General features: G+C 56.9%; 11 protein-coding genes, 1 tRNA gene and 1 other RNA gene. 8 read left to right on the top strand and 5 right to left on the bottom strand.

Going from position 1 to position 15,235, the window contains the following annotated elements; translation table 11 throughout:
- Positions 1–50: 50 nt before the first annotated feature.
- Complete coding sequence (locus tag SE15_RS10925) at positions 51–1,706, top strand: acyl-CoA mutase large subunit family protein (RefSeq protein ID WP_054522144.1); 1,656 nt, start codon at positions 51–53, stop codon at positions 1,704–1,706.
- 22 nt (positions 1,707–1,728) lie between these two features.
- A complete protein-coding gene (gene mce, locus SE15_RS10920) occupies positions 1,729–2,136 on the top strand; it encodes a methylmalonyl-CoA epimerase (protein WP_054522143.1) in 408 nt (135 codons plus the stop codon).
- Between the two features lie 11 nt (positions 2,137–2,147).
- Here the strand turns inward: mce and SE15_RS10915 are convergent, their stop codons facing one another.
- The gene (locus tag SE15_RS10915) at positions 2,148–3,467 is read right to left on the bottom strand and encodes a DUF1015 domain-containing protein (RefSeq protein ID WP_054522142.1); all 1,320 of its coding nucleotides are present in this window, start codon (positions 3,465–3,467) and stop codon (positions 2,148–2,150) included.
- Positions 3,468–3,635: 168 nt separating this feature from the next.
- Entirely contained in the window at positions 3,636–4,493 is an 858-nt protein-coding gene (locus SE15_RS10910; RefSeq protein ID WP_054522141.1) for a DegV family protein, read from the bottom strand.
- A 167-nt stretch (positions 4,494–4,660) separates the two neighbouring features.
- On the opposite strand from SE15_RS10910, the gene rnpB reads away from it, so the two are divergent.
- From rnpB to polX, 5 genes are all read left to right on the top strand, one after another.
- An RNA gene (gene rnpB / locus SE15_RS12670) (RNase P RNA component class A) lies at positions 4,661–5,085 on the top strand.
- A 38-nt stretch (positions 5,086–5,123) separates the two neighbouring features.
- Positions 5,124–5,456, top strand: coding sequence for a DUF4190 domain-containing protein (locus tag SE15_RS14630; RefSeq protein WP_201778096.1), 333 nt, complete (start codon positions 5,124–5,126; stop codon positions 5,454–5,456).
- A gap of 196 nt (positions 5,457–5,652) precedes the next feature.
- Positions 5,653–5,746, top strand: a tRNA-Sec gene (locus tag SE15_RS10900).
- Between the two features lie 62 nt (positions 5,747–5,808).
- Entirely contained in the window at positions 5,809–7,029 is a 1,221-nt protein-coding gene (locus tag SE15_RS10895; protein ID WP_054522140.1) for a site-2 protease family protein, read from the top strand.
- 13 nt (positions 7,030–7,042) lie between these two features.
- Positions 7,043–8,764, top strand: coding sequence for a DNA polymerase/3'-5' exonuclease PolX (gene polX, locus SE15_RS10890; RefSeq protein WP_054522139.1), 1,722 nt, complete (start codon positions 7,043–7,045; stop codon positions 8,762–8,764).
- A gap of 3 nt (positions 8,765–8,767) precedes the next feature.
- On the opposite strand, the gene SE15_RS10885 is transcribed toward polX, so the two are convergent.
- The 3 genes from SE15_RS10885 to SE15_RS10875 all read right to left on the bottom strand — a co-directional run bounded on the left by SE15_RS10885 (position 8,768) and on the right by SE15_RS10875 (position 13,008).
- Positions 8,768–11,008 carry a hypothetical protein gene (locus SE15_RS10885; RefSeq protein ID WP_054522138.1) on the bottom strand — a complete coding sequence of 747 codons (2,241 nt, stop codon included), beginning with the start codon at positions 11,006–11,008 and terminating at the stop codon, positions 8,768–8,770.
- 67 nt (positions 11,009–11,075) lie between these two features.
- Positions 11,076–12,020 carry a DUF1028 domain-containing protein gene (locus tag SE15_RS10880; protein WP_054522137.1) on the bottom strand — a complete coding sequence of 315 codons (945 nt, stop codon included), beginning with the start codon at positions 12,018–12,020 and terminating at the stop codon, positions 11,076–11,078.
- 1 nt (position 12,021) lies between these two features.
- Positions 12,022–13,008, bottom strand: coding sequence for a DUF368 domain-containing protein (locus tag SE15_RS10875; RefSeq protein ID WP_054522136.1), 987 nt, complete (start codon positions 13,006–13,008; stop codon positions 12,022–12,024).
- 363 nt (positions 13,009–13,371) lie between these two features.
- On the opposite strand from SE15_RS10875, the gene SE15_RS10870 reads away from it, so the two are divergent.
- Entirely contained in the window at positions 13,372–15,189 is a 1,818-nt protein-coding gene (locus SE15_RS10870) for an aldehyde ferredoxin oxidoreductase family protein (RefSeq protein WP_054522135.1), read from the top strand.
- Positions 15,190–15,235 lie beyond the last annotated feature (46 nt).

Genomic DNA, 15,235 nt, shown 5'->3' with positions numbered 1-15,235 from the left:
ACGGTATACTAGCATTGCCGCAACCTTCAGGTCAATCGGGAGATGATCCTATGACGGATCTTGAAAAAGAAAAACAACGTTGGGAAGCCCAGACGTTACGACCCTTGATTGAGAAATATCCCGAGCGCAAACCGGAATTCTTGACCTCATCCCAAATTCCACTGCCTCGTGTTGCCCTTCCGCCAAAACACTTTGATTACATGCAAAAGTTGGGGTTTCCGGGTGAGTATCCCTTCACCCGCGGGGTTCAGCCCACCATGTACCGCGGGCGATTGTGGACCATGCGCCAGTACGCCGGCTACGCCACCGCCGAAGAATCCAACCAGCGCTATCGCTACTTGCTTTCCCAGGGTCAAACCGGGCTCTCAGTTGCTTTCGACTTGCCCACCCAAATTGGCTACGATGCCGACGACCCCATGGCCACCGGCGAAGTGGGCAAAGTGGGGGTATCGGTCTCTTCCCTGCGAGATATGGAGATACTGTTCAAGGAAATCCCCCTGGATAAAGTCTCCACCAGCATGACCATCAATGCACCTGCCGCCATCTTGCTGGCCATGTACATCGCGGTTGCCAAACGTCAGGGAGTGGACCCCAAATGGTTGCGTGGCACGATTCAGAACGACATCCTCAAAGAATATGTGGCACGCGGCACCTACATCTTCCCCCCCGGGCCCTCTATGCGCTTAATCACCGATGTGTTCAAGTACTGCGCCCAATACGTGCCACGCTGGAATACCATCAGCATCTCCGGGTACCACATCCGCGAAGCCGGAGCTAATGCGGTGCAGGAAGTTGCCTTCACCCTGGCCAACGCCATTGCCTACGTGCAGGCCGCCATTGATTCCGGTCTACAGGTGGATGAGTTTGCGGCTCAATTATCCTTCTTCTTCGCCGCTCACAACCATTTCCTGGAAGAGGTGGCCAAATTCCGGGCTGCCCGGCGCCTGTGGGCGCAGATTATGCGCGAACGCTTTAACGCCCAAGACCCCAAGTCCTGGATGCTTCGCTTCCACACCCAAACCGGGGGATCCACGCTCACCGCCCAACAACCCGAGAACAACATCGTCCGGGTCACCATCCAGGCTCTGGCCGCTGTTCTGGGTGGCACACAATCTCTGCACACGAACTCAATGGATGAAGCGCTCTGGTTGCCGACTGAGAAATCAGTGCATATTGCGCTGCGTACCCAGCAGATCATCGGTTATGAATCCGGGGTGGCAGATACGGTGGACCCCCTGGCCGGCTCTTATGTCATTGAATACCTGACGGACGAAATCAGCCAGCGGGCTATGACCTACATCCAGAAAATTGACGCCATGGGGGGTGCCTTGGCAGCCATTGAAAACGGTTATATGCAGCAAGAAATTCAGGAATCGGCCTACCGTTATCAACAAGCCGTGGAACGCAAGGAGCAGATCATTGTGGGGGTCAATGCCTTTCAAATCGAGGAACAACTGGATTTAGAGCGGTTGACAGTTGACCCCGCCATCGAAGCCACTCAACGCGCACGGCTGGCTGAACTGCGCGCCCAACGTGATCCGGCCAGGGTGAGTGAATTGCTGACACGCCTGGAGCAGGCCGCCCGTGGTAGCGAAAATCTGATGCCACTTTTCATCGAGTGCGTTGAAAATGACATCACCCTGGGCGAAATCTGCCGGGTCCTGCGTCAGGTGTGGGGCGAATATCAACCCCCAAACTGGATCTAGGTTGTTTTCATGAGGTGAGGACATGGCGAAAATCACAAAGATCAATCACATTGCCATTGCTGTGCCGGACATTGAAACTGCGCTTTCCTTCTGGCGGGATGCACTGGGACTGCAGATTGATCACATTGAGGATGTGCCCAGCCAGCAGGCCACTGTGGTTTTCATCCCGGTCGGTGATAGCGAAGTTGAACTGGTCAAACCTACCAGCAGCGAGACCGGCGTAGCGCGCTTCATTGCTGAGCGCGGAGGGGGTATGCACCACCTCTGTTTCGAAGTGGACAACATTGAGGAGATGCTGGCCACCCTCAAAGAAAAGGGGATCCGTTTGATCAACGAATCCCCTCTTGAACTTCCTGGACGCAAAATGGCCTTCATCCACCCTAAAAGCACAGGCGGGGTGCTGGTTGAACTCTACCAGTACACCTCCTGAGGCCCGTGCACTCAGGCGATGCGCCGCGCTTCCATGTAGAAACGTTTCTCAATCGCCTCCCCCATCGAGAAAGTCTTGCGGGGGAGCACGCCATCCAGGATAACGGTCCTGAATAACTCGGTCTTGGGCATGGCGGGCAGATAAAAGCCGTAATTCCCCGGCTGGCGTCCCAAGCGGCTGACCACTTCGCGCCCGTGGATGTAGTCAATTTTGGCCTCCTTGTGCTCTTTGAGCCAGGCATCCAGAAAGGCCTGAACACTACCCACAGGCAGATTTGAATCGGGACGCTGGATGCTTGCCAGCCAGTTGCCTTGCGCGGAGATAATACCGAAACGATGCTCCCCTTGAACGGGCAGGCGGTGGACCTGCTCTACCATTTCATCTTCATCGGCATAGTGTTGGAGTGTGAGACGCTCTCCAAACCAGGCTTTTAGGTCTGCCACCAAGTCCGACTGCACATTGAAGACCACACGGTGAATGGGTTCAAACTCCAGCCCTTCGTCGTAAAGATTTTCGATTTCCACCAGTGCGTACCGAGCCGGATGGTCTGGACCAACCTGAGCTTTGAGTTCCTCCCAAACCGACTTGGCAGTTGCCAGGGAGTGATTACCATCTCCGACCGCAAAGAGCAGAACTCCCTTATCACGCTCGACCCCATATTTGGTGTAAAACACTTCGGGTGAAGCCAGGCGTTCCAGCGCCTGCACCACCTGCTGCTCTAATGCCGGATCATCCACCCAGCGCCCGCGCAAATGGCCGCTCCCGAGCATCAGGTCAAAATCGTAGAGCAAGGGCAGGCGCTCAGACTGCTCAGCCACCGGCTCTATCACTGTCCGCTCTGGGTCATCAATCAACACCAGGATGTGAGGAAGTTCCAGTGGCGCCCCCCTGCGGATACGCATGCGCGGTGGAATGCGCTCAAGAATGGTACCCTCGGTTGCCCGGATCAGAGACTGAGCGCCGGGGGTAAATTCGTATTTTTCCAAATCAAGGGCCAGGACTAAGCCCCGGCGTGTTTTTCCCCCCACCGTGCGCTCTACATAGATTAGACCACTATAGGTCTCAAACAGGTTGGCTTCCAGATAGCGGCGCATGGCTTCCTGTGCACTTTGGATGCGCCGTGTCTCCTCGGGGGTGCCCAAATACACCTCGGGCAGGATCATGTGAAACGTTGAGGGTGCCTCACCCACCAGAGCAGCCACCTTTTCCCAGTATTCTGGCTGGGAGGTAAATTGATCGCAGGCAATCACAGCCCATTTTTGAAGATCAATGCCGGGCTTCGGCAGCAAGATATCTGCAATCTGAACGCCAATGTGAGGATAGTTTCGCATCGCAGACCTCGAGTGGTGGAATGATTGAGAGAGTCAGCAGTGTGATTCTATCAGACTTTGTCCACCCCAGAGGCCAAAGACCGGGTCCATCCCATAAATATGGGGTGATCAAGCAGCCCTTTGCCACCCACCGGACCACTGGTAGCACGTTGGTTCAGGTCGAGGCACTCACATGCCGGCCATGTAGGCAATGCCAACGGTGCCCGGCCCGGTATGCGTACCGATCACCGGGCTGACCTCTGCCATCACCAATTCAACCAACCGCTCCTGGGGGTAACGCTGACGCACCCGCTCCATCAGAGCCTCAGCCTCCTCAGGAGCATTGGCGTGCAGGCAGGCCAGGCGCAGGGGAGAACGTTGCCCAACACGCTCATCCAGAAGCTCTAACAATCGCTCCAATGCCTTGCGCATGGTTCGAATGCGCTCTACCGCCTCCACCCGACCATCGCGAAGTTCTAGCAGAGGCTTGAGGTTGAGGGCCGTCCCTAAAAACGCCGCCGCTCCGCCGATGCGCCCACCGCGGTGCAAAAACTCCAAAGTACTGACAACAAAAACCGCGCCAGTGTGATTTACCGCACGTTCAGCAAGGTCTTTACACGCTTCGAAAGACGCCCCCTGAGCCGCCGCCCGGGCAACACTGAGCACATGATATCCCAGGGCCATGGCGGTTACCTTCGAGTCTATCAGCGCGATGCGTTCGCTCTTGAGCATCTCACGCGCCTGAATGGCTGAATCCAGCGTACCGGAGAGTTTCGCCGAGATGTGAATGCTCACGATATCATAGTCCTCTTCCAGCAAGGTGGCGTACACCTGCCGAAAGGCTTCCGGTGAGGGCTGTGAGGTGCTGGGCATCACTTTGGCGGTCTTGAGGCGTGTGTAGAATTCCAGAGGCTGAATATCTATGCCGTCGCGGTAAGTCTCTTCGCCCCAGACCACCTGAAGAGGCACCACATAGATGGGCAGGCCCTGGCTCAGTGATCTGGGAATGTAAGCGGTACTGTCGGTGACCACGGCGACTTTCGACATAAACGGCTCCTCCTTGGCATATGCATTATTTTTCTCCAAAGTTTAACCCCTTTTTCGTTGAAAAGTTACCTTCCATGCAATCTTCTTAGCCATTGTATAGACCTCAAGAAGCGGTCCTGCGATCCAGTTGACGCCAAGCCTCAAAGTCGTTATCATAAGAAATGCTCCAGGCCGGTCGGATGATCGCGGTCTCGCCAGGCGCGAGACTGAGGAAAGTCCGCACTCCACAGAGCACGGTGCCGGGTAATACCCGGGGCGGGGTAACTCGCCGGATAGGGCCACAGAAACAGGTAGCCCTCGCCACCCCTGAGGGGGAGCGAGTGGTGATAGTGAAAAGGTGGTGTAAGAGACCACCAGCGCCTGTAGTAATACAGGCGGCTAGGTAACCCCCACCGGGAGCAAGGCCAAGCAGGGGCAAAGCCCGCGTCAGCGGGCGGGAGGTGGCTCGCCTCCCTGGAGCCCCGGGTAGGCCGCTAGAGCGAGTCGGTAACGGCTCGCCCAGATAGATGATCATCCCGGCCGGTGCCGTCTCTGGGCTGACCAGAGATACCCACCGGACGGACAGAATGCGGCTTATAGACCGACCTGGAGCCTTCGTTTTTTGGCCCCATTCAAAGGAGACCCCAAACCATGAGTTACGAACCCGCTCCCTCAACCCCGCCCCCTTCACCATCTGTTTCTCCCAATCGCCCTGGTCTGGCCGTTGCCTCCCTGGTCCTTGGCCTGATCACGTTACTAGCCTGGTGTCTGCCCATCTGTGGGGCTCCCTTGGCAATCGCCGGCATCATCACCGGCATTCTGGGGTTGAACAGTACCAGCCGGGGCATGGCCATCGCCGGGTTAATCCTTTCCGGCCTGGGTTTGGTACTTGCCATTGTTAATTCAGTAGTCGGCTTCTTGCTGGCACCTCAGTTCAGCCAAATGTTCGAAGAGTTCATGCGCCAGATGCCCGTACAGCCCTGAGTGAACGGCCAACCCGCCCAGCGCATCACCGCAGGCAGAAATACGGCATAAGGCAGATCTTCTACCACAATCAGAGAAATTTCGACCTGTGCGGGTGAACCTTCAACCATGACAGGTTTGGTGACTCGCACGGTGATTGCTCCCGCACTTTGGCAAATTGTTGACGAATTATAGGGGCTGAATTATCCTTAGAGGTGGGGATGGGAGGGCTCCGGTGAGCCCCCCGGTCTTCAAAACCGGTGACGGGTCGCGTGGCGAGCCGTGGTGGGTTCGACTCCCATTCATCCCCGCCTCAAGCAGAGGTGAATGAACGGCTGATTTTTCTGTGCAACTCGAACAAGGGGAATCCCTTATGGACTACACATTTGACCTTCAGCGTCAGGATCTTGTCGAAACCTATGTGCGGCGCATCTTTCACATCGAGGATGTTACCCTGGGGAGTGAACGCACCCCCTATATCGTGCGCTACCGCGGACGCTTGGTAGCACCGGACTCCGCCACTGCTTACGATACGCTTAGCACACAATTGAAACCCCTGGGACTGACTCCACTGTTCCGCACTGAAGAGGAGCGTCACGTCATCTACATCATCCGCGGGCTTCCTTCCGCCCGCCCTTCAAACCCCGCTGTAAACCTGATCATGTTCATTCTGACCCTGCTCAGTGTATGGTTTACTGGCGGAATCCTGGGCAGTGAAGGGGAACTCAGCGGCTCTGCCCCTCAGGTCATCCTGCAACTGCTCCGCGCCGGATGGCCCTTTGCGCTCAGCATGATGGCCATCCTGGCGGCGCATGAGTTCGGACACTATCTGATGGGCCGTCACCACGGCGTGCACGTTACCCTACCCTACTTCCTCCCCCTTCCGTTCCCAATCAGCCCGTTTGGCACCATGGGGGCTTTTATAAACATGAAAGAAGTGCCCCGCAACCGGCGCATCTTAATGGATATTGGCATCGCCGGCCCCCTCAGTGGATTGGTGGTAGCCATCCCGGTTCTTTTAATCGGCCTCTCGCTTTCGCGGTTGGAGCCGTTGCCGGCCTTTCCCCAGCCGGGTGTCCTGGGCCAGGCTCAGTTAGAGGGTAACTCCATCCTTTACTTGTTTCTCAAATTTCTAGTGTTTGGACGATTGTTGCCCGAACCGGTCTCCTATCAAGGCTTACCGCCCCTGCTCTACTGGCTGCGCTATCTCGTGACCGGGCAGCCCCTGCCCTACGGTGGTCTGGATGTGGTGTTGCATCCAGTGGCATGGGCGGGCTGGGGAGGCTTGTTGATCACAGCCCTGAATCTCATCCCCGCGGGTCAACTTGATGGAGGACACATCCTTTACACGCTTTTCGGGCGCAAACGAGCTCAAGCGCTCTTCCCAATCATCCTCGCTGTGCTGATTCTAATGGGGTTCATCTGGAGCGGTTGGTGGCTGTGGGCCCTGCTGATTTTCTTCTTCGGGCGCGTTTACGCCGAGCCGCTAGATCAAATCACTGAATTGGATGGACAGCGACGCTTGTTGGGTGCGATCATGCTGATCATCTTTGTCCTGATCTTCACACCCGTGCCCCTGGTGCTGATGCCGTAAGCCGATGTCCCAAATGACGAACGAAGAACTGGCTGCCGTATTTGAACGTGTTGCCGATCTCTTAGAAATCAAGGGAGAAAATGCCTACCGCGTGCTGGCCTACCGCCGCGTTGCCGAAACTTTACGCACATTGGGGCAAGAGGTCAGCCTGTTGCGCGCGCAGGGCCGCTTGCAGGAAATCCCTGGCGTCGGCAAAGCCATTGCCGAAAAGATAGAGGAACTGCTGGATACCGGAGAACTGGGCTTTCTGAAACGATTGGAAGCAGAGGTTCCCCCTAGCCTGATCGAATTGCTACAAATTCCAGATGTGGGACCCAAACGAGCCGCCCTCTTCTGGAAACAAGCCGGCATTACCACATTGGAAGCCCTGGAGGAAGCCGCGCGTGCTGGGCGTTTGCGCACCCTGCCTGGAATGGGTGAAAAATCCGAATCCCGCATCCTGGAAGGGATTGAGGCATTGCGTCGCCGCTCGCATCGCTTGCCCCTGGGCATGGCCCGCCCAATGGCTCTGCGCTGGGTGGAGTGGCTGCGCCAACAACCGGGAGTTATTCGCGTTGAATTGGCTGGAAGCCTGCGCCGCTGGCGTGCCACGGTGGGCGATTTGGATCTGGTAGCCGCCTCCCATCAGCCTGAAGCGCTAATGGACGCCTTCGTTCATCATCCCGACGTGTACCGCGTCCTAGCCCAGGGCGAAAACAAAGCCAGCATCGAAACCAAAAGCGGCACCCGCCTGCAACTCTGGTGCCAGCCTCCCGAAAAATTTGGCAGTCTCTGGCAATACGCTACCGGCTCCAAAGAACACAATGTGCGCCTGCGGGGACTGGCGCAAAAACAAAACCTTTCCCTCTCCGAGCACGGGCTTAGCGACGAGACGGGGCACGAACAGCACTTTGCCGATGAGGAAAGTCTTTATCAGGCACTGGGGTTGCCCTGGATCCCACCTGAACTGCGTGAGGATCGGGGAGAGATCGAAGCAGCCCTCAAAGGCCAACTTCCCGAATTGCTGCGCAAGGAACACCTACAAAGCGAGTTGCATACCCATTCCACCTGGAGCGATGGCGCTGCAACCCTTGAGGAGATGATCGCAGCCGCCTACGCCCGTGGTCTGCGTGTCATTGCCATCACTGATCATTCAGCCGGTTTAGGCATTGCCAATGGGCTCACCCCCGAACGGCTACATCAGCAACGGGCAGAGATCGAGGCCTTGCGCCAGCGCTGGGGAGATAAACTGCTGATCCTCCAGGGGGCTGAGGTTGAAATTCGGGCTGATGGCCAACTGGATTACCCGGATGAGGTGCTAGCGGAACTGGACCTTGTCATCGCTTCCCTTCACGTCAGCCTGCGCCAATCACGGTCTGAGATCACCCGCCGTGTCCTTAATGCCATCTGTAACCCCCACGTAGACATCATTGGACACCCCAGTGGACGACTCCTCCCCAATCGCGAAGGAGCAGATCTGGATTGGGACACCGTTTTGGCGGAAGCCCTCAAACATGGAACTGCTTTGGAAATCAACGCCAACCCCGCCCGCTTAGACCTGGATGATGTATATGCTCGTCGCGCCGCGGAAATGGGCATCCCCCTGGCGCTGAATACCGATGCTCATACGCCGGGTGATCTGGATCTGATCGAGTACGGCATTGGGATCGCGCGGCGAGGTTGGGTAGAGCCACCTCAAATCATAAACACCTGGTCTCCCGAACGTCTGCTGGGCTGGCTGCGGGGGCGTGGCTAACCCCTAGGGCAGCGTTGCCAGATAGAGCAGATTATCAAATGCCAGCACCAGGTTACGCCCTGGTGTGATGGTAAATGCTGTAGCCGGTCGCTCGGGCAGGCGTTCCCCTTCCACTAGAGAAGGGCGATACTGCTGCTGGAGGCTAAGCATCAGGCTGAAATAGTAGACTGAGGGACTGGAAGGGTCCAGCAGATAAAGCGCCGGGTCGGGAGGCGGGGTCAATGTCCAATCTGTAAAAGTAACGTTCAACCGCGCTACCTCCAGAACCTGCCCATCCTGGCTAAGACGGAAGGGGAAGGGATCCTGGCACTCGACCTTTCCCAGGCCACTGCAGCGACTGACATGCCCATCTTCATACAGGATGAAAATGTCATCCTGAAAGGCGGCCAGGGCGACTGCGTTAGCAAGGGGAATAACCTGCGCCCCAAAGAGGGCTTTAGGCTGATCCACAAAATCCCATTGGCTACCCCGATACTCATAAAGACCGTTCTGCATTGCATCCAAAACAACCAGATTGCCCTGGCGTACAGTAATGCTCTTCACACCTCCCCATCCCTGATCCGGCGGTTGAAGTGCTACCGCATCCAGCACTGGCTGATTCCCCTTAAAGCCACAATAAACCAGATTCCCGTTAGCATCAATCGCCATCACCTGGGCATTATGGAAATTGGAAGCCGGCAGGGCCAGCAAATCCACAAAGGGCCCCACAATCAGAGACCCAATTTGCCCCGGCCGGCAGGCAAACTGAGTATCCAATGCGTAACCGCTTTGCGTCGCCACCAGGCGCAGGATGATCCCCTGCCCACGATCTAACACGTAGAGGTCCTCGCTGGAGGTGGCTACCATCTTGCCAACCTGCACATTGCCCCCTACTCCCCCGGGGAGTAAGGGCTGGAAAACCAACCGCCGGATGCCATCCAGAGCATCCAGGTTTTGGTAGATGCTCATTCGCAAGGCTTTAGAGTCGGCACTTTGCCCATATTGATCGGCCTTTTCCACCCAGGTAAGGGCCGCCTCCAGATTGACGCGCTTCAACGCCGGATCACTTTGGCCCAGTGCCTGGTTGACCACTTGCTGGGCTTGCTGGAGATAGAGCCGGTGTTGCTCCAAACGCCCTTGTCGCCAGTACACGACCAGGGCCACCGTCACCACCATTAGCGGGATTGCAATTGCCAGGAATACCAAAGTACCCGGAGATACCCGCATCAACGCGCTATCAGTAGGCAAAAAGCGCGGTAGTACTTTACCCAAAAAGCGTCTCAGATGCTGATTAAGTTTCTCAAGCCCTTGCCCAATCCCCCACACCCCGCCAGCCAGAGCACGGCCCACACCGGCAAAGGGAACAGAGGGTTGCCTCTGCTTGCGCGGTGCAGTTGGCTCGGCACGGCTTGGGGCTGAAGAACCCCCCGCCCGGGCCGTTTGCGCAACAGCCGGCGATGCGCTCGGCGTCTCTTCAGGCAAAGGGGGTCTCATCCGAGTGGCCGTAGCAGAGAGGTGATCTCCTCCCAACACCCGCGCCTCGCCAGTGCGCACAGAAGGGGGGCGCCCCTGGGCTGTTTGAGTCGCCTTCCCCAACCCGGCAGGCTGGGCTACTTCAGAAGTTACCTCCGGAGGGGCTGAGGCCTTTTCCGCATAACGGATTTGCCCATCCCCGGCCACCACCTCAATCCAGATTCCTTGAGCCTCTTTCCAACCCTCGTGCCCTGTTTCAGCCAGAGCGGAGGGGAATGTGGCACTCAGGCTGAATAAACCACGCGAATGTGGTTGGGCGGCCCAATGATAAAAGCGCATGGTCCAGGCACGGCCAATCCCTAACCCCCGACCCGCCAGTTCAGGAGAGAAAAGATCGGTAGCATCCCTCCCTGAAAACAGCCAGGCATGAAGCGGGCCACAAAAAGCCAGATAGATTTGTTCCCCACGCAAAACCGCCGCCACCACTAAAAATGGGGTGGAAAGCCCATGGGCCTGGTTATGGGCAAGCGCCTGCTGGTTAAGATATTCAAATGCCTGGCGCAGAGCCAGACTCACCGAACCACGGGTTTGGTAATAGCGGGCTCCTGCCTGATCCAACCAGGTTTTCAGCAAGGCTTCCTCTGCTTGCCTCCCTTTGCTCGCCCACAGGGCCAGCCATATCTGCTCGCGCTCTCGCCCTCGCTCCACGCGCCGGGGTGGCTTTACCAAGTGATGCACCACCTGCATTCCGTTCTCTGCTTGCGAGCCAGGGATTACGACCAAATCCACCACACGCGCCTCACGTCAATCCACAATTTTCTCTAGCCCTCGTGCAACAAACATGCCAGAGCCCACATTTCTAGCCAGTCCGTTGTGCCAGAATGGCCTGTAACATGGTCTCATCCTGGCGCAATAGACCCGCGGCGGGTAGCCGAGTGAGCAGATCCGCCCAATCCGGATTGCGGGCAAATACCTGTTTGAAGATTGGAAGCGCTTCTTCCAGACGGCCCATTTCAGCCAGGGTAACCGCATGCCAGAAAGGAAGTTCATCCAAGTGAGGGGCCATTTCGGCAGCCCGGCGATAGGCTTCTAAGGCGGCTTCCACCCGCCCTTCGGCCAGGTGAGCATCTCCGGCATTCATCTCTTGGTAAGCGCGATGCAGGGTCACCAGACGTCGCAATTCAGCAATGGGTTGGGGATGATCCTCCACCCGCAAGTCCACGATTACCCCCTCCCAGGGGCGTTCTGAACGCTCGCCTTTGACAATCAAGATACAGGCAGACTGCTGTCCTCGGATATCTCCCCCGGCCGCCTGAGCTGCCTCCAGCGCTGCCAGAAGCCGGTCGGCCAGATCGCCGTGGGTGGAGGTGTAGGCTTCGGCCATGGCTGGCCACACCTCAGCCCCTTTCATCATATTTGCCTGTACTGAGAATCCGTCTCCCTGATAGTGTCCCGCTGCCTCAATGCACCGCACACCGGTATGTACGGCCACCCGCCCTTGCGCATCCAGCATGGCCACCTGACGCACATCACGTCCCTCATCCATTTGGAGAAGTGCTTCCAGCGCTACGGGCGCAGAGAGACCCACTCGCATCAGCGCCAGACCACGGGGTCCATAACTGACTTCCACCATTGACTGGGTCGCAACCACGCCCACCCCAGCCTCACCCCAAGCCACAATCGAACCCACTGAAAACCAGTGCGATTGAACTGCCACCCCCATCCACCCACTTTGAGGATCGCGAGCAACAATGGAGAACGTATGCGCCAGTGGAAAACGCGAGTAGAAATCAGAAGGCCTCATTTTATTCTCCTCCTAACATAACTGAAGGGGATTCGGACGCCTGGGATTTCATCCGAACGGCTTTCCTACGAGCCACCTGTTCCAACAAACCAACCAGACCAAACCCCACCCCAATTAAGCCAAGCAGTCCCCATGTCTCGATCTCTCCAAAGGCTGGCCAGACATTGGCAATTGACTCCACAAATGAAGAAGCACCTTCACTGCCCTCCCCCCAGGCCTTCCATGGCCATAAACGCCGCAGTGATCCGGCCATCAAGCCACACAAAAAAGCCAGTGTTGGATCGTAATGGCGTTGCAACAAACGCGTCAGCAGGCGCGCCATCAAGCCCAAGCCCAGAATGGCTCCTAACCCGAAGGCCAGCAAAGCCCCTATCTGAAAGCCGGTCACCGCCGCAAGCACATCTTGATACTTGCCCAGAAGAACCAGCACCAGGGCGCCTGAAATGCCAGGCAGGACCATGGCACAAATAGCCGCAAAGCCGCTCAGAAAGAACGCCCACAACGCTTGAGGGGTTGAGAGGGCCATGGCCCCGGCCAGTGAAAATGAGATGCCCGTTCCCAGCAAAAACAAGCCGCCATAAAAGGGCTTCCAACGGCGAATGCGGCGGCTCACGATCCATGTTGAGGCCAGAACAAATCCAAAAAAGAGCGCCCACACAGCCCGCGGATGATGGAATAGGGCCCGCTGCAGTCCGTGCGCCAGGGTGAATGCCCCACCCAAAATTCCCAATGCCACAGCCAGCAAAAAGCGCCAGGGAAGATGGGTGACCAGCCATCTCCATTCACGGGGCTTGAGAAGCTGTTGAAATACTTTCACATCGGCCAGAGTGCGAATGGCCCGGATCAGATCCTCATATAAACCAAGAAGCAAGGCCATTGTCCCGCCGGAGACGCCGGGTACAGCATCTACACTTCCAATGAGAAAACCCTGGATTACCAATGTAATATAGTGACGCCATGAAGATTGAGGAGGGGAAGAAGAACTCATCGTGCTCCTGTTGGATGGGGTCAAGTGTTGTCCTACTGTGCCCTTGATTTTACCATTAGCCGAGCTACAGCCACTCATGAGAGCCCAACCCTCCGATAAGGGGACAAAAATTGACAAATGTCACTTGAATTCAAACCAGTAATTGGCTAGACTTAACATAGTGGCAAGGCTGGTTGCCGCTTATTGTACATTCTGCTCTCAACTCTGCTATCCCCATCATCGCCATTAAAGCCAGCCAATGGAATACCTTTTTCATCACTGCCTCATCTCGGCCGGGTCAGGAAAGGAGGTGAGGAAAAGGTCTTTCTCCGCGAGCCCTGATTTTCAACAAACAAATGAAGTTATGCCAACAAGGAGGGGAGTATGGCACTCGGAGGTTATGCGAATCGTATTGCCCATGTGGATTTGAGCACAGGAACAGTAACCTACGAACCCATCCGCGAGGATTGGGCGCTGAAATACATTGGCGGGCGAGGCCTGGGCGACAAATATGTTTTTGAAAACGGGTATCAGGTTGACCCGCTCTCGCCTGAGAACATTTTGTGCTTTATGACCGGCCCACTCACCGGCACCGAAGTGACCATGAGCGGCCGCATGGCGATCTGCACGAAGTCGCCATTGACAGGCACTATCATGGACAGCCACCACGGCGGTTGGTCAGGCGCACGGCTCAAGTGGGCTGGGCTGGATGGGATCATTGTCAAAGGAAAAGCCGCCAAACCCGTTTACCTCTATGTAGAGAACGGCAACGTTGAGATTCACGACGCTTCAGAACTCTGGGGCAAGACGGTCCACGAGACCATCAAGGCTCTGCAGGAAAAGTACGGCGAGAAAGATCTGAGTGTGCTCGCCATCGGCCCAGCCGGAGAACGTCTGGTCAAATTTGCCTGCTGGGTCAACGAAGACGATCGTGCCAGTGGTCGCGGTGGTACCGGCTGCGTAGGCGGGAGCAAATTGCTCAAAGCCATTGTCATCAAAGCCGAGAAGAAGATGCCTAAGGCCGTAAATCGCGAACTATGGAAGACTGCCCACCAGCAAGCGCTGGCCAAGATCATGGATCCGGCCAACGTGACCAGCCCGCGCAAGGGTGGCCTCTCGGTCTACGGCACCAACGTTTTGATGAACATCACCAGTACCATGGGGGCATTGCCCACTCGCAATGCGCAGCGCGCTTCCTTTGCGCCCCGATCTGAGAAGATCAGCGGCGAGTGGGTCAAGGAACACATCCTGGTAGATGACCCCACCTGCCATGCCTGCCCGGTCGCCTGCAAGAAAGAAGTGGAAATCAAAGAAGGCCCCTTTGCCGGCTTGCGCATGGAGTCGGTGGAGTACGAACCCGCCTGGTCGCTGGGTGCCATGTGCGAAAACGATGATGCGGCCGCCATCGCCAAGATGATTGACCTCTCCAATGATTACGGCTTTGACGCCATTGAAATCGGCGACGTGCTGGCCATGTACATGGAAGCCACCGAGCGCGGCTATGTCAACGGCACAGGCGGCCTGAAGTGGGGCGATGTGTTCGGCATGATCGAGGTAATGCGCAAGATTGCCTACCGCGAAGGCGTGGGCGACATCCTCGCCGAGGGTACCGAAAAAGCGGCCAAGCAATTCGGCCACCCCGAGATCGCAATGACAGTTAAGGGAATGGGCATCCCGGCCTACGACCCACGCGGTCTAAAAGGGATGGGCCTGGGTTATGCCACCAGCAACCGCGGTGCCTGTCACCTGCGCGGCTATAGCCCGGCCTCCGAACTCGGCCTGATCCCGCTGAAGACCGACCCGCTGGCCTGGGAGGGCAAAGGCAAGTTGCTCAAATTACTGCAGGACCTGCACGCCTTCTCAGATAGCCTGGATCTGTGCAAATTCAGCGCCTTTGCTGAGGCTGCAGAAGATTATGCAGCACAGTTCTCGGCTGTAGTGGGCGTGCCCTTCACCGCTGAGGATGTACTGAAGACGGGTGAGCGCATCTACAACCTGGAGCGCTACTACAACAACCTGTGCGGCTTCCGGGAGGGGAGCGATACTTTACCCAAGCGCTTCCTGGAGGAGCCTTCTCAGGAGCAGGGCTCGTTCGGCCATGTCTGCGAACTGGACAAGATGCTCGAAGAATACTATCACGAGCGCGGCTGGGTCAACGGCGTGGTGCCCGAGAGCAAGCTCAAAGAACTCGAGATTATCTAACCCCCACCTCCACCCCCAAACGAGAGCGTATGGTAGGCCATACGCT

The organism is Thermanaerothrix daxensis (assembly GCF_001306145.1).
GTDB classification, from domain to species: domain Bacteria; phylum Chloroflexota; class Anaerolineae; order Anaerolineales; family Anaerolineaceae; genus Thermanaerothrix; species Thermanaerothrix daxensis.
This window is presented reverse-complemented; position numbering and strand designations above follow the sequence as displayed.